Raw genomic sequence first — 22,387 nt, forward strand, 5'->3', positions numbered from 1 at the left:
CATGCGCTGGATTGTCGGAATCAGCCTCAGGTTCAGGACGATTGTCGTCGCCCTCGCCTGCGTGGTCATGCTGCTGGGATCGGTCCAGCTCAGCAAGGCATCCCTGGATGTCTTTCCGGAATTCGCGCCCCCGCAGGTCGAGATCCAGACTGCGTGCCTGGGTCTAACGGCCCAGGAAGTGGAGGAACTCGTCTCCGTGCCAATCGAGGCGTCCCTGTCCGGAATGCCCGGACTGGACGAGCTGAGGTCAAAATCAGTGCCCCAGCTGTCCTCGATCATCCTGATCTTCAAACAGGGCACGGACCTGCTCAACGCGCGTCAGCAGGTATCGGAGCGGATGGCCGCCGTGACTGCGGCATTGCCCACCTGGGCTGCGCCCCCGGTAATGCTGCAGCCGCTGTCCTCCACCAGCCGCGTCATGAAGATCGGCATGACATCCGCGAATCGGTCCATGATCGAGATGTCCATGCTGTCCTACTGGACCATTCGGGCCCGGTTGCTCCGGGTTCCAGGCGTGGCCAACGTCGCGATCTGGGGCGAGAGGCTCCAGATGCTGCAGGTCCAGGTTCAGCCTGAGAAGCTCAAGGCCAAGAATGTCTCGCTGAACCAGGTGATGGAGGTGACGGCCGGGGCTGTTGACGCCGGCCTGCTCCAGTACTCCCCCGGGAAATTCATTGGCACGGGCGGCTTTATCGACAGCCCGAACCAGCGGATGAGCGTCCGGCACGTCCAACCGATCACCAGCCCCGCAGATCTGGCCAAGGTGACAATCCGTGAAGACCACGGCACCGCCCTCCACCTGGGCGACGTCGCGCGCGTGGTCGAGGACCATCAGCCGCTGATCGGCGACGCCGTCATCAACAACGGCCACGGACTGATGCTCATTGTCGAGAAGCTCCCGTGGGGCAATACGCTCGAGGTGACCCGGGGCGTCGAGGAAGCCCTGCACCAACTCCAGCCGGGCCTGAGCGGCGTCACCTTCGACACCACCATCTTCCGGCCGGCGAGCTTCATCGAGGAGGCCATTTCCAACCTCAGCCTTGCCCTCCTGCTGGGTTGCCTGCTGGTGGTCATGATCCTGAGCGCGTTCCTCTTCCAGTGGCGGACAGCACTCATCAGCCTGATCGCCATTCCGCTTTCCCTCCTCACCGCCATCATGGTGCTGTACCTCACCGGCAGTTCGGTCAACACCATGATTCTGGCCGGGCTGGTCATCGCGGTGGGGGTCGTCGTTGACGACGCGATCATCGACGTCGAAAACATCATGCGCCGGTTGCGGCAGCACCGCAGCCGCGGCGGCGGTGAATCGACGGCGTCCGTCGTCCTGAAGGCCTCGCTGGAAATGCGAAGCCCCATTGTCTACGCCACGATCATCATCGTGGTGGCCGCCCTTCCCGTCTTTTTCGTGAACGGGCTCACGGGAGTGTTCTTCAGGCCGCTTGCTGTGGCGTACACGCTCGCGGTGCTGGCCTCGATGCTCGTGGCGCTGACGGTGACGCCTGCCCTTGCCCTGATCCTGTTGGCCCGGGCGAAGCTGGAGCAACTGGACCCGCCGCTGGTCCGGGTGCTTAAACGCGGGTACCACGCGGTCCTGTCCCGCATCATGAACCGGCCGCGCTATGGCTACGCCGGCTTCGGGGCCCTTGCGCTGGTTGGTCTGGCGATCGCCCCGTTGCTGGGGCAGTCCCTGTTCCCCACGTTCAAGGAACGCGACTTCCTGATGCACTGGGTATCGGAACCCGGCACCTCGGCAGCAGAGGAATACCGCATCGCCCAACGGGGCTGCGCCGCGTTCCTCAAGGTGCCCGGCGTGCTCAATTGCGGAACGCACATTGGCCAGGCCTTCCAAGCGGACGAAATAGTTGGAGTCAATGCCGGTGAGCACTGGATCAGCATTGACCGCCATGCCAACTATGAGCAGACGGTTGCAGCAGTCCAGGAAGTCGTCGACGGATACCCGGGCCTGCACCGCGACGTGCAGACGTACCTGAAGGAGAGGATCGAAGAGGTCCTGACGGGTGCCAGCGAACCTATCCTTGTGCGGATATACGGCGACGATCTGAATGTGCTGCGTGAACAGGCGCAGCGGGTCAAGCAACTCCTCACCGATGTCAATGGAACCGACGAGCCACATATTTCCCTGGAAGTCGACGTCCCGCAGATCACCGTCAAAGTGAATCTTGCGGAGGCGGAGAAGTACGGCCTTAAGCCCGGGGACGTACGGCGCGCCGCAGCGACGCTGATGGCCGGCGAAGAGGTGGGCGACGTCTACCGTGACGGGCGGGCGTACGACGTCCAGGTGTGGAGCACACCGGAGACGCGGACCAGCGTCACTACCGTCCAGAACCTGCCCATTGACACGCCCAGCGGGCAGCGGGTGCGCCTTGCCGACGTCGCCTCAGTCAGTGTCCAGCCCACTCCGAACCTCATCGACCGGACCAACGGGTCCCGCAGGGTCGAGGTCGGGTCCTTCATCGATCGCGGGGCCGACCTTGGCCGCGTGGTTTCACAGGTGCAGGAACGGCTGGAGTCCCTGAAGCTGCCCGCCGGCTACAGCGTCCAGCTCCTGGGCGAATACACAGAGCGGCAGGCAGCCACGGAGCGCCTCACCATCTTCGCTGTTGCGGCGCTGGTCCTGATCCTCGTACTCCTGCAGGCGTCCTTCCGCAGTTGGCGGCTGGCCATCCTGGCCCTCCTGACCCTGCCCATCGCACTCGTGGGCGGAGTCCTGGCCGCGTACTTCACCGGCGGGGTCCTGTCGCTGGGTTCGCTCGTGGGGTTCCTGACGGTCATGGGGATCGCGGCCCGGAACGGCATCCTGCTCATCAGCCACTGCCAGCACCTGGAAAGGGCTGAGGGGGTTCCGTTCAGCGGTTCGCTCGTGCTGCGGGGCGCCGGTGAACGGCTCTCCCCGATCCTCATGACCACCCTCGCCACCGGGCTCGCTCTGGTGCCGCTGGTCGTCATGGGGGACGTGCCCGGCCATGAGATCGAATACCCGATGGCCGTCGTCATCCTCGGCGGACTCCTGACGTCCACGCTGCTCAACCTGTTCATCGTGCCGTCGCTCTACCTTCGGTTCGCCCGGTCGAGGAAGTCCCGGAAGGCGGCAGAACAGGCGCTCGCCGGTCAGGAAGTGGCCGTTTAGTAGACCCCGTCCCGGCGGGCAGACGCCCTGCGCCTGCCAGCCGGGAACATCACTCAGCCCGTGCTGCCGCGGTCAGGTGCCGGTTGCGCGTCTCGATGAGCCGGCGGAGGTAGCGCGCCAGGAAGAGCTTCTCCGCCAGCCGTCCCAGAGGTCCGAACGGCGCAGCGAAGTCGATCCGGTCCACCATGATGGTTCCGGCCGGGTCCTCGCTGAACTCATGGACGTGCCGGAACCGGCGGAACGGCCCCCGGACTTGTTCATCAACGAAGTAGCGCGGTGCGTCCATCTCGGTGATCCGGCTCGTCATATGTATCGGCAGCCCGAAGTGCCAGGCGCGCCAGGTCACCTCCTGCCCCAGGGTGATCAACCCGGAGGTGATGCCTGCAACAGCTTCCTCCCGGGAACGGGCCATCGAGTCCTTGTGCGCGTCGATGCTTCGGGAGAGGTCAAACAGCTCTGTCATCCCGACGGTTGTGCGTGTGGTGCTTTCGAAGGTGACGGCCATGCTCAGAGTATGCCAGCAGTTTCACCGGGCTGTGTTGGTGCCAGGTTCCAGGACCATGTTCCGCGGCGCTGATAGGCGTAAGCTATCAGGGCCTCGGCAGGCCGCTTCACCGCAGGGGCCATCGCAGGGGCCAGGTCCGGGGCAGACAGCAAAGCGGACCGGGAAAGGAGCCGGCGTGGACACCCGGAAGCTCAAGTATTTCCTGGCGGTGGTTGACCACGACGGGTTCAACCGGGCGGCCGAGCACCTGCTGATCGCACAGCCATCGCTGTCCCAGACCATTGCCAGCCTTGAGAAGGAACTGGGCGTGCCGCTGTTCCACCGGATCGGGCGCCGGGCAGTCCTCAGCGAGGCCGGGAAGGAACTCGTGGGCCCTGCCCGGCTGGTGATGCGCGACCTGGACGCCGCCCAGTCCGCCGTGCAGGCACTCCGCGGTCTGCGCAGCGGCCTCCTGGACATCATCACCATGCCCTCCCCCGGCATCGAGCCGCTGACGTCCATGACCGCCGCCTTCACCAGGCTGCATCCGGAGGTCCGCCTCAACGTCAGCGCCGCCTTCACCCCGGAGGAGGTCATCGAATCTGTCCGCAGCGGGAGCACCGAGATTGGCTTGGCCGGCTCCTCCAACCCCATCAGGGTCCCGGGAGTCAACGTCCTGGACCTGGAACGCCAGCCGCTGATCCTCATCGTCAACCCCCAGGCGGACACATTCCCCGCCGGGAGCACCATCCAGCGGGAGGATCTGGGCGGCCAACGGCTGATCGCCAGCCAGCGCGGATCACTGATGCGCTGGCTCGTGGACGACGCCCTGGCCCACGGCGTCAAAGCCGAAATCGTCATCGAAGTCGCGCACCGCACCTCCATCCTGCCCCTGGTGCTGGCCGGCGTCGGACACGCCGTCATGCCATCGTCCTGGGCGCCCACTGCGCACAAGGCCGGGCTTCGCACCCTGCAGATCGAACCCGTCTCCCACCTGGACGTGGCCATCCTGAGCAGGAAGGAAGGCCTGACGCCCGCTGCCTGCGCGTTCCTGGAGGTTGCGGAACGCCACGTTGCCCGGGAGCACGTGGACACCAACAACTCATAGGCAGAACCTATTTACCGGATCGAATCTTGGTCTTGGACGCGTACAGCCCGCGTGGCCTCTACTTGAAGAGGAAAGGCAGTGTGACCCTGCCAACACACTCAACGAGGAGGAACGCAATGAGCGCCACCCAGACATTCAGCATCGCTTCAATCCCGGCAGACGGCGTCGGCAAGGAAGTCGTTTCGGCCGGCCGCCGCGTCCTGGACGCGCTGGCTGAAAACTCCAGCGGCAAGTTCGCCTTCGACTGGACCGAGTTCCCCTGGGGCTGCGGCTACTACGAGAAGACCGGCCAGATGATGGACCCCAAGGGCCTGGAAGCCCTCAAGGACTTTGACGCCATCTACTTCGGCGCCGTCGGCTGGGAAAACGTCCCGGACCACATCAGCCTGTGGGGCCTGCGCCTGAACATCACCCAGAACTTCGACCAGTGGGCCAACATTCGCCCCGTGAAATTCCTGCCCGGCGTCCAGTCCCCGCTGCGCAAGGCAGACAACACCGAACTCGACTGGGTTGTGGTCCGTGAGAACAGCGAAGGCGAATACGCCGGCCTGGGCGGCCGCAACCTCAGCGGCCGCGGCCCCGGCAACGAGGTGGCCCTGCAGACCGCGCTGTTCACCGAAAAGGGCTGCGAGCGCATCATGCGCTTCGCCTTCGACCTCGCCCGGACCCGCACCGTGAAGAAGGTCTCGTCCGTCACCAAGTCCAACGCCCAGCAGTACGGCATGGTCCTGTGGGACGAAGTCTTCAACCGCGTGGCACTGGACTACCCGGACGTGGCCACCGAAAGCGTCCTGGTCGATGCCATGAGCGCCAAGTTCATCCTCAAGCCCGAGGACCTGTCCGTGGTGGTGGCGTCCAACCTGAACGCCGACATCCTCTCCGACCTCGGCTCAGCACTGGCCGGCAGCCTGGGCCTTGCCGCCAGCGCCAACCTGAACCCGGAACGGCGCTTCCCGTCCATGTTCGAACCGGTCCACGGTTCCGCTCCGGATATCGCCGGCCAGGGCATCAGCAACCCGATCGGCGCCATCGCCAGCGCCGCCCTGATGCTGGACCACTTCGGCCTGCACGGGGAGGCCCGCCGCGTTGAGGCCGCCATCGAAGCGGCCACCGGCTCCGGCCACCTGACCCGGGACGTCGGCGGCGAAGCCAACACGGAGGACGTCACCGAAGCGATCATCAAGGCGCTGACCCTCGCGCCCGCCGCCGTCTAAGACGCGGAGGTCCCAGACCCCGCACCAATGCTGACGTACGACGGCGGCCGGCCGGCCGCCGTCGTCGCGGAGGTCCCTTCCCGACGCTCGCAAGCTCGCGTCGGGGCCCTCAGGACGCCGCTTGTCCCCTTACCCTTCAGACCATCTCCAGCGACATTCCACAACGAGGTAGGAATCATGGATCACATCACCACCGCCGGCGGAGCAGCGGCAGCTAAGAAAGCCCCGAAAACACGTTGGTACCGGCAGCTCTACTTCTGGGTTTTGACAGCCATTGTCATCGGCATCCTTGTCGGGTGGCTGGCACCGTCCGCCGGCATCGCCATGGAGCCCATCGGAACCACCTTTGTGAACTCGATGAAGATGCTCATCGGCCCGATCGTGTTCCTGACCATCGTGGGCGGCATCGCCAGCGTCGCCGACCTGAAAAAGGTGGGGATGACCGGGCTCAAGGCCCTCACCTACTTCCAGATCGGCACCATCTTCGCCATGATCTTCGGCCTGGTTGCCATCAACATCTTCCGCCTTGGCGACGGCGTCAACGCGGATGCCGGCTCGATCAAGACGTCCGACTCCGCAGCCAAGCTCATCGATGCCGGCCAGCACCAGGAGTGGTGGCAGTTCCTCACCCACATCATCCCCAACAGCATCGTGGGACCCTTCGTTGAGGGCGACATCCTGCAGATCATCTTCATCGCCGTCGTCTTCGGCATCGCCCTGAACGCCATGGGCAAGGTGGGCGCACCCGTCCTGGACGGTGTGCAGCGACTGACCGCTGTCATGTTCAAGATCCTGGGCTTCATCATGAAGGCTGCCCCGATCGGCGCCTTCGGGGCGATGGCCTACGCGGTGGGCAAGTTCGGCGTCTCCTCACTCACCAGCATGGGCGGACTCATCGCCCTCTTCTACGCCACGTCGATCCTCTTCGTCATCGTGGTCCTCGGCTCCGTCATGGCCTTCCTGAAGCTGAACATCTTCACCATGATCCGCCACCTCAAAGAGGAATACATGCTCATCCTGGGCACCTCCACCGCAGAACCCGCACTGCCAGGACTGATGCGCAAGCTCGAGCACGCCGGCGTGAAGAAGGAAACCGTGGGCCTCGTTGTCCCCACGGGCTACAGCTTCAACCTCGACGGCGCCGCCATCTACCTGTCCCTCGCTGCGCTCTACATAGCCCAGGCCACCAACACAGACCTGACCATCGGCCAGCAACTTGGCCTGCTCGCGGTCATGCTGCTCACGTCCAAGGGCGCGGCGGGTGTCGCCGGCGGCGGCTTCATCGCGCTCACCGCCACCCTGACCACCATCGGCACCATCCCCGCCGCAGGCATCATGCTCATCTTCGGCATCGACAAGTTCATGTCAGAATGCCGGGCCCTGGTGAACTTCACCGGCAATGCCGTCGCCACCCTCTTCATCGCCTGGTGGGACCGCACGCTGGACGCCGACCGGGTCCGCCCGGTATTCGCCGGGGAAGCCGTCGAGCCGATGCCCGCCGAGGACCCCGTCCAAGCCGACGACGCCACCGACATCGACGGGGACCTGACCGAATACGGCCACCACACGCCCAGGCACCACGCTGACCCTTCCACCTCCCAAGACCGCCGCCGCGCCTACTCGGAATCCGTCTGACATGCAGAACGCTACCGCCCCGACGCCCGTACGGGCCCTGATCGCACCCGACAAGTTCAAAGGCAGCCTCACCGCGGGCGAGGTTGCCCACGCCCTGGCAGCGGGGCTCCGCTCCGCCGCCAAGGTGCCCGGCAGAACCGGAGCGGTCCACTGTGAACTGCTTCCGCTGGCCGACGGCGGCGACGGCAGTGTCGATGCCGCCGTCGCCTCCGGCTTCACCCACCGCAGCGTCACCGTCTCTGGCCCCACTGGCCGGCCGGTCCACGCGGGAATAGCGTTCGACGGCGCTACGGCGGTGGTCGAGGTAGCGAACACCTGTGGTCTGGCACAGCTTCCGGATGGCCACCTGCAACCGCTGGATGCCTCGAGCCGCGGGTTTGGCGAAGCGGTGGTGTTCGCGCTCAGTCTTAACCCGGCAAGGGTGGTCCTGGCACTCGGCGGCAGTTCCAGCACCGACGGCGGCATGGGCATGCTCGCCGCCCTGGGCTACCGTTTCCTGGACGCTGCCGGCCGGGAGCTGGCCGGCAGCGGCCGGGACCTCGCCAAGATCCGCTCTGTCCGGCGATCCCCCCTTCCGGAACTTTCCGGCGTCGAACTCGTGGTCGCCAGCGATGTCCGCAACCCGCTGACCGGACCGAACGGCGCACCGGCAGTCTTCGGTCCGCAAAAGGGCGCGGGTCCCCGGGACATCGCGGACCTGGACAGCGGCCTGGAGAACCTCGTCGCCACCATGGAGAACGCCGAGGTGGCCAATGCCCGGGCGCTCGCCGGGCACGAGGGGGCGGGAAGCGCAGGCGGACTCGGCTACGCCTGCCTTCTGCTGGGGGCCGCGCACGTCTCCGGTGCCGACTACTTCCTGGACCTGCTGGACTTCGACAGCCGCAAGGACGCCTGCGACGTCGTCATCACCGGCGAGGGCAGCATCGACGAACAGACGCTCGCAGGCAAACTCCCGGCCGCCGTCGCCCGGCGCTCGGGCGGCCGCCCGATCATCGCGGTGGCCGGCAGGTCCCTGCTCCCGAGGGAGCGCTGGGCCGAGATGTCGTTGAGCCGGATTTACACGCTGGCGGAGTACACCGACCAGGACTCGTCCAGGGACCCCGGACTGTCAGCGGCCCTGCTGAGCCGGATCGGGCAGGACATAGCGGCAGCCCTCCCGTAGCAGAAGACAGAAACAGCAGAAGTCGCAACGAAAGGCCCCGCACCAGCAGGGCCTTTCTTTGTGTGCCTACGCGTTCTCGCGGATGCGGTCAGGCTCACGGTCAGCGGTTTCCTCCAGCCTGGCGAGGTAGGCCCACATCCTGCTTTCCTCTGCCTGCACCTGGGGTTCGGGGGTCTCGGCCGGCCTTGCTTCCGGGCGTCCCTCGGCCTCCTGGGCCGCTTCCTTCCTGTAATTCCGCCATCCCTCACACGATGAATAGCACATCACCGACCTCCTAACAGTTGGTGTACCTTTATCGTCCTCCCATTGCCGGACTGTGTCGATTAGAGGAAGGGTCGATTGGCTGCTCAGGCCAGCCGCTGGCGGACGATGTCGCTCACGGCCTTTCCATCGAAGCGGCCGGCCACCCGGGCCGTAACGGGCTTCATCACGGCGCCCATGTGCCGCACGGACAGTTCCGTGCCCTCCGCCCGCAAACTCTGGATGACATCGTCGACGATGCCCTCCACCTCGGCGGCGGAGAGGGCTTGGGGCAGGTACGCCTCGATAACCTCCGCCTCGGCAATCTCCGCAGCCGCACGCTCCGGCTCCCCCGCTTCGGCATAGATGCGGGCGGTGTCGTGCCGCTTTGCCGCCTCCTTCTGCAGCAATGCAGTCACCTGCGCGTCGTCCAGTTCCACCGGCGTCTTGCCGGACTTCTCCCGGGTCTCGATTTCGCCCAGGACGCTGCGGACGGTGCCCAGGGCCACCTTGTTGTGCTCCTTCAGATGTGCAACAACGTCGGCGTGCAGGCGTTCCTTCAGCGTGGCCATGGTGTCCTTCTCTCGGCATCAGCGTGTACCTTAATCGTGGACCAGCCCGTGCGGTGCTGCCTAGGCCCGGTACTGCCCCGGATCAGGTGTTGCCGCGTGTCCTTCGCCGTTGCCGGCGCCGTTCGCACATATGTTCTATGTATGGAAGAGGAACATCCCGGTGAACTTGCCGGGCAGATGTCAATCAACGAGCTCCTTGTCGCGATGGGCGAAGCCCCCGTCGAAAGCATGCTGCATCTGGTGGTTCCGGACGACGCCTCATCGCTGATGGAGGATCCGCCCACTCTGCCCGGGCTGTGAGCCGCCGTTAAGGTGCTGCCTGTAGGCTTGATCCCCATGGTTTACCTGCAAGTCCCCGGCCCGTCCCTGCCCGAACAATGGTGGGACCGGGTGGCCGCCGGATTCACCCAGACCGCCGTTCCCGCAGTCTCCGTCACCGAGCTTCTGGCCGTCGTGCTCATCGCGGCGGTGCTCTCTGTCCCCCGTGTCACCTGGCGCTACTTCGGTCTGCTCGCCACGGTGACCCATGAACTGGGGCACGCCTTTGCGGCCCTGACCAGCGGCCAGCGGCTGGGCGGCATCAGGCTGCAGCTCAATCACGGCGGCACCACCACGTCCTACACAAGGGGGCGCGCCGCCGCAGTCTGGTCTGGTTTCTGGGGCTATCCCGTTCCCGGCGTGACCGGGGCCGCGCTGGTGTGGGCGGGCTTCAGCGGCTGGGGTCCGGCCGCGCTGTCTGCCGGACTGCTGGTCCTGCTGGCTTCGCTGATCTTCATCCGGAATGCCGCCGGCGTGTTGATCCTGCTTGGGGCCGTGGTGGCGGTGGCTGCGATGATCATCAATGTGCCCGCCGCATTCACCGGCCACGTGGCCATCATCCTGGGCGTGGCGCTCCTGGTTGCCGCTGTCCGGGACCTGTTCAAGCTGACCAATGTCCACCTCCGGCGCCGCGACCAGCTGCGGTCCTCCGACGCCTACATCCTGTACCGCGCCACCGCCGTGCCGTCGGGCATCTGGATCGCACTGTTCTCCCTGGTGGTGGCGGCGTGCTGGGTGCTTGCCTGGCTACCGATGTCGCGGGTCTTTGGGGCGGCAACATAGTCTGGTGCCATGAGTGAGAAGACCAGCACAGTCGAAGCACACAAAGGACGCCATGCAGGGGAAGCGCGAAGCAGCGAGCTGCACGCCGCGGAGCCACAGAGCAGGGAACCGCGCAGCCCGGATCAGCAAGGTACTGACCAGCAAGGTACTGACCAACAGGGCACGGATGAACACACCACAAAGGGCGCCTACGTCACCGGCGGCGAATTCAACCGGGACACCAACTACATCGAGGACCGCATCACGCGGAGCGGCACGCCCGGGCCGAATGGTGAACCAGGCTGGCCGGCGGTGCCGGGACGCTACCGGCTGATTGCCGCACGGGCATGCCCGTGGGCCAACCGCACCGTCATTGTCCGCCGGCTCCTGGGGCTCGAGGACGTCATCAGCCTCGGCCAGCCCGGCCCCACCCACGATGCCCGGTCATGGACCTTCGACCTGGACGCGGACGGCAAGGACCCGGTGCTGGGTATCGAGCGCGTGCAGGAGGCCTACTTCCGCCGTTTCCCGGATTACCCCCGCGGCATTACGGTCCCTGCTGTCGTGGATATCGCCACCGGCGCGGTGGTGACCAACAACTACCCCCAGATCACGCTGGACTTCTCCACGGAATGGACCGACTTCCACCGCCCAGGGGCGCCGCAGCTGTACCCGGAGCACCTGCGTGCGGAAATCGACGGCGTCAACAGGCGCGTTTTCACCGAGGTCAACAACGGCGTCTACAGGTGCGGGTTCGCAGGTTCCCAGGAGGCCTACGATGCTGCCTACAACCGGCTGTGGAACGCGATGGACTGGCTCGAGGAACGGCTTACCGGCCAACGGTACCTGGTGGGCGACTCCATCACCGAGGCGGACGTCCGGCTCTTCACCACGCTCGCGCGCTTCGACGCCGTCTACCACGGCCACTTCAAGTGCAACCGGAACAAGCTCAGCGAAATGCCTGCGCTGTGGGGTTATGCCAGGGACCTGTTCCAGACCCCCGGCTTCGGGGACACCATCGACTTCGTGCAGATCAAACAGCACTACTACATAGTGCACGAGGACATCAATCCCACGCAGATCGTCCCAGCCGGCCCGGAACTGTCCGGATGGCTAACGGCACACGGACGGGAGTCCCTGGGCGGCAGCCCCTTCGGCGACGGCACTCCTCCAGGTCCGGTCACGGCGGGCGAGGAAGTGGCCGCCGGCCACGGAGCCGGCTAGCACCGCCGGGGGCCCCGATGAGCACCTCGAATCAGCACGAGGCAGGCCGTGACCCGCTGCCGCGCAGGATCTGGCGGTCAGTATCCACCAGAATTGCCCGGGCCCTCGCCGCACCGCGCCTTCAACTTGCCGCCAAGGCGGGACTGGCGGCAGGCATTGCCTTTTGGGTGGCCCCTCTCATGCCCGGGGGCGCCGCCCACTACGCGTACTACGCCCCCCTCGGGGCGCTGGTTGCCATGTACGAGAACGTGTCGGGTTCCATCCGCCAGGGCTTCCAGACCCTGGTGGGACTGGGGGCCGGCATCGGCCTGGCCTTCCTCCTCTTCAGTTTCGGGGCCACACCGGTCAGCGTCGCAGCGGTCATGGCCTTGGGCGTGCTGCTCGCGGGGCTCCCGCGCCTGGGCGCCGGCCGGGACTGGATTCCGACGGCGGCTCTGTTGGTGCTGGTGGTAGGCAGGCAGAACCCGGACGACTTCTCCTTCGGCTACCTGCTGCAGATGGGCGTGGGCGTGGTGGTGGGCGTCGCCGTCAACCTGCTGGTGTTTCCGCCGCTGCACTTCAACGCAGCCGCCCTCAGCCTCGCGGAGCTGCGGCTGTCGCTGGCCCGCCAGCTGTCGGACATGGGCGCGGCGATGCACGAAAAATGGCCGCCCGAACACGAGGACTGGTCGCGCCGGTCCGAGGACCTGGCCGAGTCGGCCCGCTCGGTTCGTGCAGCTGTCCAGAAGGCTGATGCGAGCAGGGCGGCAAACCCGCGGCGCCGTTTCCATCCGCGTGACGTGGATAAGGATTACCGGAGCGTGCGCGATCTTGAGCACATTACCTTCCACATCCAGGACATGACCGAGGTGCTGGCCGACGTCATCTGGAGCGAGGATATGCCCTTCACCATTCCCCTCCCCTACAGCGAGCCGCTCGCTGAGGCACTGTCTGCCGTGGGTGAGGTGCTCCGCTCAGCGGAGGAGGACGACGCCGAACGGCAGGCAGAACTCTTCCACGCGGCCCATGCGGCGGTCGCCTCCCTCGAGGACCGCACCGCCGCCGACGGAAACGGGGCCGGCACGCCGAGCGCCGCAGGCTCAATCCTGCTGAGCCTGCACCGCATCCTGCGGGTCGCCAACCCAAACGGCAAGTAGCCCGTCCGCATTCTGCCGGGCTGCAGCTGTGCCCGCGTGCCGCAGCACACCCCCAGTGCTACAGGGCAGCCACCGATCCGCTGAAGTGCTTCCGGCCGGACCGCGGACTCCATGCCACGTAGTCCGACCGCAGCCACCCGCCTTCCCCGGATTCCGCCGTCGAAATGTCCAGCGCCACCCGTGCGGGAAGGAAAACGGGTGCCTCAAACCCCACGTCCCAGCGGAAGGCCTCGCCTTTCGCCGCGCCCACATCCGCCAGCGCCCTCGACGCCAGGTACATGCCGTGGGCGATGGACCGGCGCAGGCCCATGGCCTTGGCGGACAGAATACTGAGGTGGATCGGGTTGAAGTCCCCGGACACGGCAGCGTAGGCGCGGCCCGTGTCCACGCCAAGCTGCCAGAGCCCTGTGGGGTCCGGTGCCGAGAAGCCCTGCGGTGCGGCTGCCGCCGAGGCCTTGTCGATGCCGGGCAGGAAAACACCCTTGGCGAGATAGGTGGACACGCCGCACCAGCACGCAGCGCTGTCACCGGCGGCGCGTACCTCTACGGCGATATCCACCTGGGTTCCGGCGCGGTGCGCCCGGAGCGTCTCCGCCCTGGCCACAATGTCCAGCGGTTCGTTGAACCTGACCGGCCCGCGGTACTCAATCACGTTCCGCAGATGGATCATCCCCAGCAGGGGCAGCGGAAAATCGTCGCGGTTCATGACGCTCATCGCCACAGGGAACGCCAGCGCATGGATGAACCCTGCCGGCAGAATGTCACTGGCAGTCTCACCGAGCAGGTGCTGGAAGGCCGTGAGGTTTTCGACGTCGGGCAGGACATCCCGGACTTCGTGGCTCACGGCGGGCAGCACGCCGTCGGCATGCGAGCCCAGGATCCTGCGGCGGGCGGCCGCGGCCGCCGCGTTCACGTACAGCTTTGAGAGGGACGGCATCTCCCCCAGGATGAGGGGCTGGCTGCCGGTCATGCCCCCACCAGGTTTTGTCCGCACACCCTCAGCACCTCTCCGGAAATGCCGCCGGCGGAATCGCCCGCGAGGAAGGAAATGGCCTCGGCAACGTCCCCTGGCTGCCCGCCCTGCTGCAGCGAATTCAGGCGCCGGGCGATCTCCCTGGTGGCGAACGGGATCCGGGCCGTCATCTCTGTCTCGATGAATCCCGGTGCCACCGCGTTGATCGAACCGCCGTACTGCGCCAGGAGCGGTGCGGTGGCCCGGACCATGCCCATGACCCCGCCCTTTGACGCCGCATAGTTGGTTTGTCCGCGGTTGCCTGCGATTCCGCTCGTGGAGGCAACAGAAACGATGCGTGGCGCGGAACGGAAGTGTTCAGAGCCAAGAAGGGCCTCATTGATGCGAAGCTGGGCCGCGATGTTCACATCAATAACCGACCCCCAGCGGGACGGGTCCATGTTGACCAACAGTTTGTCCCGGGTGATGCCGGCATTGTGGACCATGATGTCGAGCCGGCCGTGGCGGTGCGCGGCGTGGTCGATGATCCTTTGCCCGGCATCGTCCCGCGTGATGTCCAGCTGCAGCGCGGTGCCGCGGATTCCGTTGGCAACATCCGCCAGGTGATCCCCGGCCGCGGGGACGTCCACAGCCACTACGGTGGCGCCGTCACGGTGCAGTGTCCGGGCGATGGCCGCGCCGATGCCGCGGGCCGCTCCGGTCACAACGGCGACCTTTCCCGCGAGCGGTGCGCCGGCGTCGCCGGGCAGGCTGCCTTCCGCGGACGTGACGCGGACAAACTGGCCGTCCACGAACGCTGACCGGCCGGAGAGGAAGAAGCGCAGCGCACCCAGGGCCGACGGGGCACTGGGGCTCACGCCCTCGGCAAGGAGGATGCCGTTTCCGGTGGCGCCCGCGCGCAGTTCCTTGGCCAGTGAACGCAGCAGCCCATCCACGCCCTGGCGGGCGGCGGCCGTGGCTGGCGTTCCGCCGGGCACTCGCGAGATGGTCACCACCCGCCCGCCGGGGGCAAGGTCCCGCAGTGACGGTGCCGCCGCCAGGACCGGGCGCTCCAGGTCGCCGGGCGTATCGAGGGTGTCGAGGACCAGCACGATTCCGCCGAGCTTTTCCTTGGGAACAGCGTGGCGGCGGACATCGAGTCCCCACGAAAGCAGCGCCGCCGCGATTCCGTCCGCACCGGGTCCGGCACCGCCAACCAGCACAGGTCCCTCGATCAGTGGCTGGCCGGGCCGGTAGCGCCGCAGTTCGGCCGGCTGCGGCAGACCGAGCTTCCGGGCGAGATCCCGTCCGAGGCCGTGCTTAACGAGCTTTGCGTAGGTGCCAGTCATGGACTTCCCCCGGGGTGTTGCCTTCCGTGTACGCTTCGAGCAGCGCGACGACGCCCTGGCCGCCTGCAGCGCAGACGGACACGAGCCCCAGAGCGGGGCGTCCTCCGGCATTGCCTTTCTCATACAGCATCTTTGCCAGGGTGGCCACGATGCGTCCGCCCGTGGCAGCGAACGGGTGCCCGGCTGCAAGCGACGATCCGTTGACGTTCAGCTTGGACCGGTCGACCTTCCCGAAGGCACCATCCAGTCCGAGGCGCTCGCGGCCGAACTTTTCGTCCTCCCAGGCGGCGAGGGTGCTCAGCACCGTCCCGGCGAAGGCTTCGTGGATCTCGAAGTAGTCGATGTCGTCCAGCGTGAGGCCGTTGCGTGCCAGCAGCCGGGGGACGGCGAATGCCGGCGCCATGAGCAGCCCGTCCTTGCCATGGACAAAATCCACGGCGGCTGCCTCGCCGTCCAGAACGGTGGCGAGCTTGGGCAGGTCATGCTGGTCGGCCCAGTCCTCCGAGGCAAGCAGCACCGTGGAGGCGCCGTCCGTCAGCGGCGTGGAGTTGCCGGCCGTCATGGTGGCTTCGGAGCCGAGGTTCCGGCCGAACACGGGCTTGAGGGATGCCAGCTTTTCGCGACTCGTGTCGGGCCTGAGGTTCGAGTCCCGGGTGAGCCCCCGGTAGGGAGTGAGGAGATCGTCGAAGAATCCGGCGTCATAGGCGGCGGCGAGGTTCCGGTGGCTGTTGAGGGCAACCTCGTCCTGGGCCTCGCGGGAGATGTTCCACTGGGCCGTGGTCAGGGCCTGGTGCTCGCCCATCGAGAGCCCGGTCCTGGGCTCTCCGGTGTTCGGCGCGTCCGGGGCGAGGTCCTTGGGGCGCAGCCGGGCCAGGATCTGAAGCCGCTGCGGAAGCGTCTTGGCGCGGCTGAGGTCCAGCAGCACCTCGCGGAGGCCTTCGCTGACGGCAATCGGAGCGTCCGAGGCAGAGTCCACGCCGCCCGCGATGGCGGAGTCCAGCTGGCCGAGCCTGATCTTGTTGGCCAGGCCCAGCACCGTTTCCAGGCCCGTGGCGCAGGCTTGCTGCAGGTCATAGGCGGGAGTCTCGGGCGACAGCGCCGAGCCCAGGACTGCCTCGCGGGTCAGGTTGAAGTCCCGGGAGTGCTTGAGGACGGCGCCCGCGGCAACTTCGCCGATGCGCTCCTCCTGCAGGCCAAAGCGGGCGATCAGGCCGTCCAGGGCTGCGGTGAGCATGTCCTGGTTGGACGACTTGGTGTACGCGCCGCCTGTCCGGGCGAACGGGATCCTGTTGCCGCCGACCACCACGGCTTTCCGCACGGTTTGAGGCTGACGATCCACGGGCATGTGCTATCTCCTTTGATCCGGCTGGTTATCGATACCCAGCGTACCTGATACGCTGGGTATCGTGAACCAAACCCCTCCTTCCCCGCCCGTTGGCTCCGCGTCAGAAGCCGTGGACGGCCGCGCCTCGCGGTGGCAGGGGCACCGGGAGGAACGCAGGCGCCAACTCATCAAGGCAGCCCGGCGTGCTGTGCACACACTCGGCAGCGACGCGTCGATGGAGGACATTGCCACCGCGGCCGGCACGTCCAAGTCCGTGTTCTACCGGTACTTCGGCGACAAGGCCGGGCTGCAGCAGGCGGTGGGGGAAGTGGTGCTGGGACAGATGCAGCAGCGCATCAGGGAGGCGGCGCAAAGCGCGCAGACTCCTCGGGAAGGCCTGTTCGCCATGGTCTCCGCCTACCTCCAGATGGCTGAAACCAGCCCCAACGTCTACACCTTTGTCACCAGGTACTCTGCTGCGGAGTCCGACGGGGGTCCCACCCCCATCACGACGGCCGGCGCCCTGGGCCATTTCTTTGACGCCATCGCAGACATGATCGCCACGCCCATGCGGGCCCACCTCGGCGAAGGCAAGGAATCCGTCATCGGCTACTGGCCCAACGCCGCCATCGGACTGGTCCGCAACGCCGGCGAGCAGTGGCTGGCCAGCCCGGACTCCCCCGCCAGGCCGGACCAGGAAACCATGGCACGCCAGATCACGGACTGGCTGTGTGTCGGCATCGCGCCGGCGCTCACGGACATTCAATAGCACCGGAACCTGTCAATACCAACGGAGGAATCGACATGACTGAAGTAGCTGACCGCACGGCAGGCGCAACCGCCCCAACAGCGTCCGGTCGTCGGGAGGTCCCAGCGACGGCAAGCCCGCTGCCCGCCGTCGACGTCGCCGCCCTGGGTGAGCTGCTGCTGGGCAAGTGGGCCGACGTCCGCCGGCAGGCGCGGAACCTGGCAGCACGCGAGGAGCTCCACAAGGTGGAAGGGCTTACGCCCACGGAGCATCGCCTGCGCACCTTTGGGCAGCTGCGGCACCTGGTGGACAGCGGCGGCGTCCACCGCGCCTTCCCGGCTGCCTTCGGCGGGTCCGACGACCACGGCGGCAACATCGCAGGTTTCGAGGAACTGGTCACCGCAGACCCGTCCCTGCAGATCAAGGCCGGTGTGCAGTGGGGCCTGTTCGGCTCGGCCGTGATGCATCTGGGCACGGCGGAACACCACGAGAAGTGGCTGCCGGGCATCATGAACCTTGACATTCCGGGCTGCTTCGCCATGACCGAAACCGGACACGGCTCCGACGTCGCCAGCATCGCCACCACAGCAACCTACGATCCGGACGCCCAGGAGTTCGTGATCCACACCCCTTTCCGCGCCGCGTGGAAGGACTACATCGGCAACGCAGCCATCGACGGCCTCGGCGCCGTGGTCTTCGCCCAGCTCGTGACGAACGGCGTCAACCACGGCGTGCACGCGTTCTACGTTGATCTGCGCGACCCCGCCACCGGGGCATTCCTGCCCGGGATCGGCGGCGAGGACGACGGCGTGAAAGGCGGACTCAACGGCATCGACAACGGCCGGCTGCACTTCGACCACGTACGCGTTCCCCGCACCAACCTGCTCAACCGCTACGGCGACGTCGACGCCGGCGGCAACTACACCTCCTCCATCGCGAGCCCTGGACGGCGGTTCTTCACCATGCTCGGCACGCTGGTGCAGGGCCGCGTGAGCCTCGACGGTGCCGCCGTCGCAGCCTCCAAGCTCGCACTGAAGACGGCCATTACCTACGCAACCGAGCGGCGGCAGTTCAACGCCTCGTCCCCCGTCGAGGAAGAGGTGCTGCTGGACTACCAGCGGCATCAGCGGCGGCTCTTTACCCGGCTGGCCACGACGTACGCCGCGGGCTTTGCCCATGAGCAGCTGCTGGAAAAGCTGGACGATGTCTTCTCCGGCGCCCACGATTCCGACGAGGACCGCCAGGACCTGGAAACCCTGGCTGCCGCGCTGAAGCCGCTGAGCACGTGGCACGCACTGGACACCCTGCAGGAATGCCGCGAAGCCTGCGGCGGGGCCGGTTTCCTGATCGAGAACCGCTTCGCCTCGCTCCGCGCCGACCTCGACGTCTATGTCACCTTCGAGGGCGACAACACCGTCCTGCTGCAGCTCGTGGCCAAGCGGCTGCTGGCCGACTACGCCAAGGAATTCCGCAGCGCCACGTTCGGCGTGCTGGCGAGGTATGTGGTCAACCAGGCCGCCGGGACCGCCGTCCACCGCACGGGGCTGCGCCAGGTGGCACAGTTCGTGGCGGACAACGGGTCCGTCCAGAAGGCCGCCATTGCCCTCCGCGACGAGGAAAGCCAGCGCGCGCTGCTCACCGACCGCGTCCAGACCATGGTTGCCGAGGCAGCCACTGCACTCAGGGGTGCCAACAGGCTGCCGCAGCGCGAAGCGTCAGCCCTGTTCAACCAGCACCAGGACGAGCTCATCGACGCCGCCCGCGCGCACGCCGAGCTCCTGCAGTGGGAGGCCTTCACCGAGGCGCTGGGCAAGGTCGCCGACCCGGGAACCAGGACCGTGCTGACCTGGCTCCGGGACCTCTTCGGCCTGTCCCTCATCGAGAACAACCTCTCGTGGTACCTGATGAACGGCAGGCTCTCGATGCAGCGCGCACGGACCGTGGGCGGGTACATCAACCGGCTGCTGGTCAAGCTGCGCCCCCATGCGCTGGATCTCGTGGACGCCTTCGGCTACGGCCCGGCCCACCTCCGCGCCGCCATCGCCACCGGCGCTGAAAAGGTCCGCCAGGACGAGGCGCGCCATTACTACCGCGTGCAGCGCGCCAGCGGGTCAGCTCCCGTGCCGGAGAAGTCACTAGCGCCCCGCTCCACAACCGCTCCCTAACCTTAAAATGCCCGACGGCGGGGACCCGCCAAAGGAGGTCCCCGCCGTCGGGCGTTTTATGGCGTTTATTCGGTGGCGCTAGCTGAGAACCGAGCGGTACACGTCCAGCGTGGTCTGGGTGATCGACTCCCAGGAGAAGTGCTCCTCGGCACGCTTCCGGCCGGCCTGGCCCATGGCCCGGGCACGGTCCGGGTCCGACACAACCTCGGTCAGGGCCGCGGCGAACTCGCTGACGAACTTCTCCGGATCCAAAGGCGTGCCGGTTCCGTCGGTCACCTGTTCGAGTTCCACCAGCAGGCCGGTCTCGCCGTGGTTGACCACCTCGGGGATGCCGCCGGTTGCGCTGGCGACCACGGCAGCGCCGCAGGCCATCGCTTCGAGGTTCACAATGCCCAGCGGTTCGTAGATGGAGGGGCAGGCAAAGGCGGTGGCGTGGCTCAGGACCTGGATCAGCTCGTTGCGGGGCAGCATGCGCTCGATCAGCACAACGCCGCTGCGCTGGCCCTGCAGCTCCTCGATCAGCCGGGCGGTCTCCGCAGCGAGTTCCGGCGTGTCCGCCGCGCCGAGGCACAGCACCAGCTGCACGTCCGCGGGGAGCTTGGCGGCCGCCCGCAGCAGGTAAGGGACGCCCTTCTGCCGGGTGTTGCGGCCAACAAACACCACGCTCGGGCGGGCGGGGTCGATGCCCAGGGTGCGGATGACGTCGTCGTTTTCGTCGCGGTTCCACAGGCTGACGTCGATGCCGTTGTGCACCACCTTGACCTTGGCAGGGTCAACCTCCGGGTAGCTGCGCAGGATGTCCTGGCGCATGCCCTCGGACACGGCAATGATCGCTGCCGCCGCCTCGTACGCGGTCTTCTCCACCCATGAGGACAGCGCGTAGCCGCCGCCCAGCTGCTCGGCCTTCCACGGCCGCAGCGGCTCCAGGCTGTGGGCGCTGAGCACGTGCGGGATGCCGTGCAGCAGCGATGCCAGGTGGCCGGCCATGTTCGCGTACCACGTGTGCGAATGCACCAGATCCGCGCCGGCAATGTCCGGGACGATGCGCAGGTCCACGCCCAGGGTCTGCACGGCGGCGTTCGCATCCCCCAGATCCCCGGGCACCGAGTAGGAGGTCACGGTGGCGCCATGGTAGTCGGCGTCCCGGGGCGCGCCAAAGGCACGCACCTGAAGGTCGACATGATTGGCCAGCACCCGGCTCAGCTCGGCAACGTGGACGCCCGCGCCGCCATAGATTTCCGGCGGAAATTCTTTAGTCACAATGTCTATTCGCACGTTACCCAAGGTAGTCGTTACGGTTGAACTGTTCTAGTGTGAAGAAAGTCCGGACAAACCGGATTTTTTGGGGAGTTACGAAGGCGTACAGGAGCGACCATGCCGTTAACGAAGAAAGTCCTGGCCATTGTCCTCGCGGGAGGCGAGGGAAACCGTCTTATGCCGCTGACGGCAGACCGGGCGAAACCTGGCGTGCCTTTTGCCGGCAGCTACCGCCTGATCGATTTCGCGCTGTCCAACCTCGTCAACTCCCGGTACCTGCAGATCGTGGTCCTGACGCAGTACAAGTCCCACAGCCTTGACCGCCACATTTCCGAAACCTGGCGGATGTCCACGCAGCTGGGCAACTATGTCGCCTCCGTTCCGGCCCAGCAGCGCGTCGGCAAGAGCTGGTTCCTTGGCAGCGCCAACGCGATCTACCAGTCCCTGAACCTGATCCACGACGCCAATCCCGACATCGTCGTCGTAGTGGGCGCCGACCACGTTTACCGCATGGACTTCGCCCAGATGGTTGAGCAGCACGTCCTGAGCGGCGCGAAGGCCACCGTTGCCGCTGTCCGCCAGCCCCTCAACATGGCCAACCAGTTCGGCGTCATCGAAGTGGACCCCGAAGACCCCCAGAAGATCGCCGCCTTCGTCGAGAAGCCCGCCTCCACCCCCGGGCTGGCCGCAGACCCCACCCAGTTCCTGGCCTCCATGGGCAACTACGTCTTCGACGCCGACGCCCTGGTTGATGCGCTCCACGTTGACGCCGAGCGGCTGGACACCAAGCACGACATGGGCGGGGACATCATCCCCTACTTCGTGAACCAGGGGCAGGCCGGCGTTTACGACTTCACCCTCAACGACATTCCCGGCTCCACCGAACGGGATCGGACGTACTGGCGTGACGTAGGCACCATCGACTCCTTCTACGAAGCCCACATGGACCTGATCTCGCCGCTGCCGGTGTTCAACCTGTACAACTCCGAGTGGCCCATCTACACCCGCCAGAGCATTTCCCCGCCGGCCAAATTTGTCCGCGGCGACAACAACACCGTGGGAACGGCGCTCGATTCGATCGTGGCCAGCGGCGTCGTCATCTCCGGCGGCATCGTGGAAGGCTCCGTCCTGTCCAACGACGTCTACGTCGGTGCGGCGAGCCGGGTCATCGACTCGGTCCTCATGGACAAGGTGCAGATCGGCGAAGGCGCTGTGGTGCGCCGGGCCATCATCGACAAGAACGTCAAGGTCCCTGCCGGCGCTGCCATCGGCCTCGACCCGGAGCTGGACCGCGCGCGCGGTTTCAAGGTGACGGATTCCGGCATCACGGTCCTTTCCAAGTACCAGGCCGTCCCGGAACCGGACGAGGCCGAGCGTGCACTGTCCGCGGCCAACCTGCATTTGGTCCCCGATGCCGTGAGGGCCGCCACGGAGAATTGGCCCGAGGTCCGCAACTCGGTCGAACAAGTGGGCAAGGTCCAGGCCGCCGCCGTCGGCGTGGACTCCCCGACGCAGCAGGCAGTCCGTTCCTAATCCCTCTTCAAGCGTTTTCCTTGAGGCAGGTCTGACCCTCCACAGGCTGTAAAATC

19 protein-coding genes are annotated in these 22,387 nt (G+C 66.6%); 12 read left to right on the plus strand and 7 right to left on the minus strand.

Annotated elements, in window-relative coordinates; all coding sequences use genetic code 11:
* Position 1: 1 nt before the first annotated feature.
* Positions 2–3,148, plus strand: coding sequence for an efflux RND transporter permease subunit (locus ACFRAU_RS17230; RefSeq protein WP_378000841.1), 3,147 nt, complete (start codon positions 2–4; stop codon positions 3,146–3,148).
* 49 nt (positions 3,149–3,197) lie between these two features.
* Here the strand turns inward: ACFRAU_RS17230 and ACFRAU_RS17235 are convergent, their stop codons facing one another.
* The gene (locus ACFRAU_RS17235; RefSeq protein WP_378000842.1) at positions 3,198–3,653 is read right to left on the minus strand and encodes an SRPBCC family protein; all 456 of its coding nucleotides are present in this window, start codon (positions 3,651–3,653) and stop codon (positions 3,198–3,200) included.
* 175 nt (positions 3,654–3,828) lie between these two features.
* Here ACFRAU_RS17235 and ACFRAU_RS17240 point away from each other — a divergent pair, with 175 nt between their 5' ends.
* From ACFRAU_RS17240 to ACFRAU_RS17255, 4 genes are all read left to right on the plus strand, one after another.
* Complete coding sequence (locus tag ACFRAU_RS17240; protein WP_378000843.1) at positions 3,829–4,740, plus strand: LysR family transcriptional regulator; 912 nt, start codon at positions 3,829–3,831, stop codon at positions 4,738–4,740.
* 116 nt (positions 4,741–4,856) lie between these two features.
* Positions 4,857–5,954, plus strand: coding sequence for a tartrate dehydrogenase (locus tag ACFRAU_RS17245; RefSeq protein WP_377997005.1), 1,098 nt, complete (start codon positions 4,857–4,859; stop codon positions 5,952–5,954).
* A 177-nt stretch (positions 5,955–6,131) separates the two neighbouring features.
* Entirely contained in the window at positions 6,132–7,589 is a 1,458-nt protein-coding gene (gene dctA, locus ACFRAU_RS17250; RefSeq protein ID WP_378000844.1) for a C4-dicarboxylate transporter DctA, read from the plus strand.
* A 1-nt stretch (position 7,590) separates the two neighbouring features.
* Positions 7,591–8,751 (plus strand): glycerate kinase, encoded by a 1,161-nt coding sequence (locus ACFRAU_RS17255; RefSeq protein ID WP_378000845.1) that lies wholly within the window; start codon positions 7,591–7,593, stop codon positions 8,749–8,751.
* Between the two features lie 66 nt (positions 8,752–8,817).
* Here ACFRAU_RS17255 and ACFRAU_RS17260 read toward each other — a convergent pair whose 3' ends face one another.
* Together ACFRAU_RS17260 and ACFRAU_RS17265 are read right to left on the minus strand one after the other, a co-directional pair.
* Positions 8,818–9,015, minus strand: coding sequence for a hypothetical protein (locus ACFRAU_RS17260; RefSeq protein ID WP_378000846.1), 198 nt, complete (start codon positions 9,013–9,015; stop codon positions 8,818–8,820).
* Between the two features lie 83 nt (positions 9,016–9,098).
* On the minus strand, positions 9,099–9,563 hold the full coding sequence (locus ACFRAU_RS17265) for a GatB/YqeY domain-containing protein (RefSeq protein ID WP_378000847.1): 465 nt from the start codon (positions 9,561–9,563) through the stop codon (positions 9,099–9,101).
* A 141-nt stretch (positions 9,564–9,704) separates the two neighbouring features.
* On the opposite strand from ACFRAU_RS17265, the gene ACFRAU_RS17270 reads away from it, so the two are divergent.
* From ACFRAU_RS17270 to ACFRAU_RS17285, 4 genes are read left to right on the plus strand one after another with little or no spacing between them, the layout of a single operon-like run.
* A complete protein-coding gene (locus ACFRAU_RS17270; RefSeq protein ID WP_214854297.1) occupies positions 9,705–9,863 on the plus strand; it encodes a hypothetical protein in 159 nt (52 codons plus the stop codon).
* A 36-nt stretch (positions 9,864–9,899) separates the two neighbouring features.
* A complete protein-coding gene (locus ACFRAU_RS17275) occupies positions 9,900–10,664 on the plus strand; it encodes a M50 family metallopeptidase (RefSeq protein WP_378000848.1) in 765 nt (254 codons plus the stop codon).
* Between the two features lie 9 nt (positions 10,665–10,673).
* Complete coding sequence (locus ACFRAU_RS17280; RefSeq protein WP_378000849.1) at positions 10,674–11,867, plus strand: glutathione S-transferase family protein; 1,194 nt, start codon at positions 10,674–10,676, stop codon at positions 11,865–11,867.
* A gap of 17 nt (positions 11,868–11,884) precedes the next feature.
* Positions 11,885–13,003 (plus strand): aromatic acid exporter family protein, encoded by a 1,119-nt coding sequence (locus tag ACFRAU_RS17285; RefSeq protein ID WP_378000850.1) that lies wholly within the window; start codon positions 11,885–11,887, stop codon positions 13,001–13,003.
* 58 nt (positions 13,004–13,061) lie between these two features.
* Here ACFRAU_RS17285 and ACFRAU_RS17290 read toward each other — a convergent pair whose 3' ends face one another.
* Genes ACFRAU_RS17290 through ACFRAU_RS17300 form a run of 3 tightly spaced genes read right to left on the minus strand, consistent with a single transcriptional unit; the run spans position 13,062 to position 16,649 of the window.
* The gene (locus ACFRAU_RS17290; RefSeq protein ID WP_378000851.1) at positions 13,062–13,973 is read right to left on the minus strand and encodes a MaoC family dehydratase; all 912 of its coding nucleotides are present in this window, start codon (positions 13,971–13,973) and stop codon (positions 13,062–13,064) included.
* Complete coding sequence (locus ACFRAU_RS17295) at positions 13,970–15,304, minus strand: 3-oxoacyl-ACP reductase (protein WP_378000852.1); 1,335 nt, start codon at positions 15,302–15,304, stop codon at positions 13,970–13,972. Before ACFRAU_RS17295 ends, ACFRAU_RS17290 begins: the two co-directional genes overlap by 4 nt.
* Positions 15,276–16,649 (minus strand): acetyl-CoA C-acetyltransferase, encoded by a 1,374-nt coding sequence (locus ACFRAU_RS17300; protein WP_378000853.1) that lies wholly within the window; start codon positions 16,647–16,649, stop codon positions 15,276–15,278. Before ACFRAU_RS17300 ends, ACFRAU_RS17295 begins: the two co-directional genes overlap by 29 nt.
* Positions 16,650–16,710: 61 nt before the next feature.
* Between ACFRAU_RS17300 and ACFRAU_RS17305 the strand changes: the two genes are divergently transcribed.
* Both ACFRAU_RS17305 and ACFRAU_RS17310 read left to right on the plus strand, forming a co-directional pair.
* Positions 16,711–17,397, plus strand: a complete 687-nt coding sequence (locus tag ACFRAU_RS17305) for a TetR family transcriptional regulator (protein WP_378000854.1) — start codon at positions 16,711–16,713, stop codon at positions 17,395–17,397.
* A gap of 35 nt (positions 17,398–17,432) precedes the next feature.
* The gene (locus tag ACFRAU_RS17310) at positions 17,433–19,541 is read left to right on the plus strand and encodes an acyl-CoA dehydrogenase (protein ID WP_378000855.1); all 2,109 of its coding nucleotides are present in this window, start codon (positions 17,433–17,435) and stop codon (positions 19,539–19,541) included.
* A 78-nt stretch (positions 19,542–19,619) separates the two neighbouring features.
* Here the strand turns inward: ACFRAU_RS17310 and glgA are convergent, their stop codons facing one another.
* Positions 19,620–20,816 carry a glycogen synthase gene (glgA, locus tag ACFRAU_RS17315; protein WP_377997173.1) on the minus strand — a complete coding sequence of 399 codons (1,197 nt, stop codon included), beginning with the start codon at positions 20,814–20,816 and terminating at the stop codon, positions 19,620–19,622.
* A 99-nt stretch (positions 20,817–20,915) separates the two neighbouring features.
* On the opposite strand from glgA, the gene glgC reads away from it, so the two are divergent.
* A complete protein-coding gene (glgC, locus tag ACFRAU_RS17320; RefSeq protein ID WP_377997174.1) occupies positions 20,916–22,331 on the plus strand; it encodes a glucose-1-phosphate adenylyltransferase in 1,416 nt (471 codons plus the stop codon).
* The last annotated feature ends 56 nt before the right edge of the window (positions 22,332–22,387 follow it).

Source organism: Arthrobacter sp. NPDC056691 (assembly GCF_042791415.1).
Classification (GTDB): domain Bacteria; phylum Actinomycetota; class Actinomycetes; order Actinomycetales; family Micrococcaceae; genus Arthrobacter.

Bases quoted from the DNA above. Each gene is read 5' to 3' on its own strand.
- ACFRAU_RS17230 (WP_378000841.1), top strand. From the start codon at position 2: ATGCGCTGGATTGTCGGAATCAGCCTCAGGTTCAGGACGATTGTCGTC.
- ACFRAU_RS17235 (WP_378000842.1), bottom strand. From the start codon at position 3,653: ATGGCCGTCACCTTCGAAAGCACCACACGCACAACCGTCGGGATGACA.
- ACFRAU_RS17245 (WP_377997005.1), top strand. From the start codon at position 4,857: ATGAGCGCCACCCAGACATTCAGCATCGCTTCAATCCCGGCAGACGGC.
- dctA (WP_378000844.1), top strand. From the start codon at position 6,132: ATGGATCACATCACCACCGCCGGCGGAGCAGCGGCAGCTAAGAAAGCC.
- ACFRAU_RS17255 (WP_378000845.1), top strand. From the start codon at position 7,591: ATGCAGAACGCTACCGCCCCGACGCCCGTACGGGCCCTGATCGCACCC.
- ACFRAU_RS17260 (WP_378000846.1), bottom strand. From the start codon at position 9,015: ATGTGCTATTCATCGTGTGAGGGATGGCGGAATTACAGGAAGGAAGCG.
- ACFRAU_RS17265 (WP_378000847.1), bottom strand. From the start codon at position 9,563: ATGGCCACGCTGAAGGAACGCCTGCACGCCGACGTTGTTGCACATCTG.
- ACFRAU_RS17270 (WP_214854297.1), top strand. From the start codon at position 9,705: ATGGAAGAGGAACATCCCGGTGAACTTGCCGGGCAGATGTCAATCAAC.
- ACFRAU_RS17275 (WP_378000848.1), top strand. From the start codon at position 9,900: ATGGTTTACCTGCAAGTCCCCGGCCCGTCCCTGCCCGAACAATGGTGG.
- ACFRAU_RS17280 (WP_378000849.1), top strand. From the start codon at position 10,674: ATGAGTGAGAAGACCAGCACAGTCGAAGCACACAAAGGACGCCATGCA.
- ACFRAU_RS17285 (WP_378000850.1), top strand. From the start codon at position 11,885: ATGAGCACCTCGAATCAGCACGAGGCAGGCCGTGACCCGCTGCCGCGC.
- ACFRAU_RS17290 (WP_378000851.1), bottom strand. From the start codon at position 13,973: ATGACCGGCAGCCAGCCCCTCATCCTGGGGGAGATGCCGTCCCTCTCA.
- ACFRAU_RS17295 (WP_378000852.1), bottom strand. From the start codon at position 15,304: ATGACTGGCACCTACGCAAAGCTCGTTAAGCACGGCCTCGGACGGGAT.
- ACFRAU_RS17300 (WP_378000853.1), bottom strand. From the start codon at position 16,649: ATGCCCGTGGATCGTCAGCCTCAAACCGTGCGGAAAGCCGTGGTGGTC.
- ACFRAU_RS17310 (WP_378000855.1), top strand. From the start codon at position 17,433: ATGACTGAAGTAGCTGACCGCACGGCAGGCGCAACCGCCCCAACAGCG.
- glgC (WP_377997174.1), top strand. From the start codon at position 20,916: ATGCCGTTAACGAAGAAAGTCCTGGCCATTGTCCTCGCGGGAGGCGAG.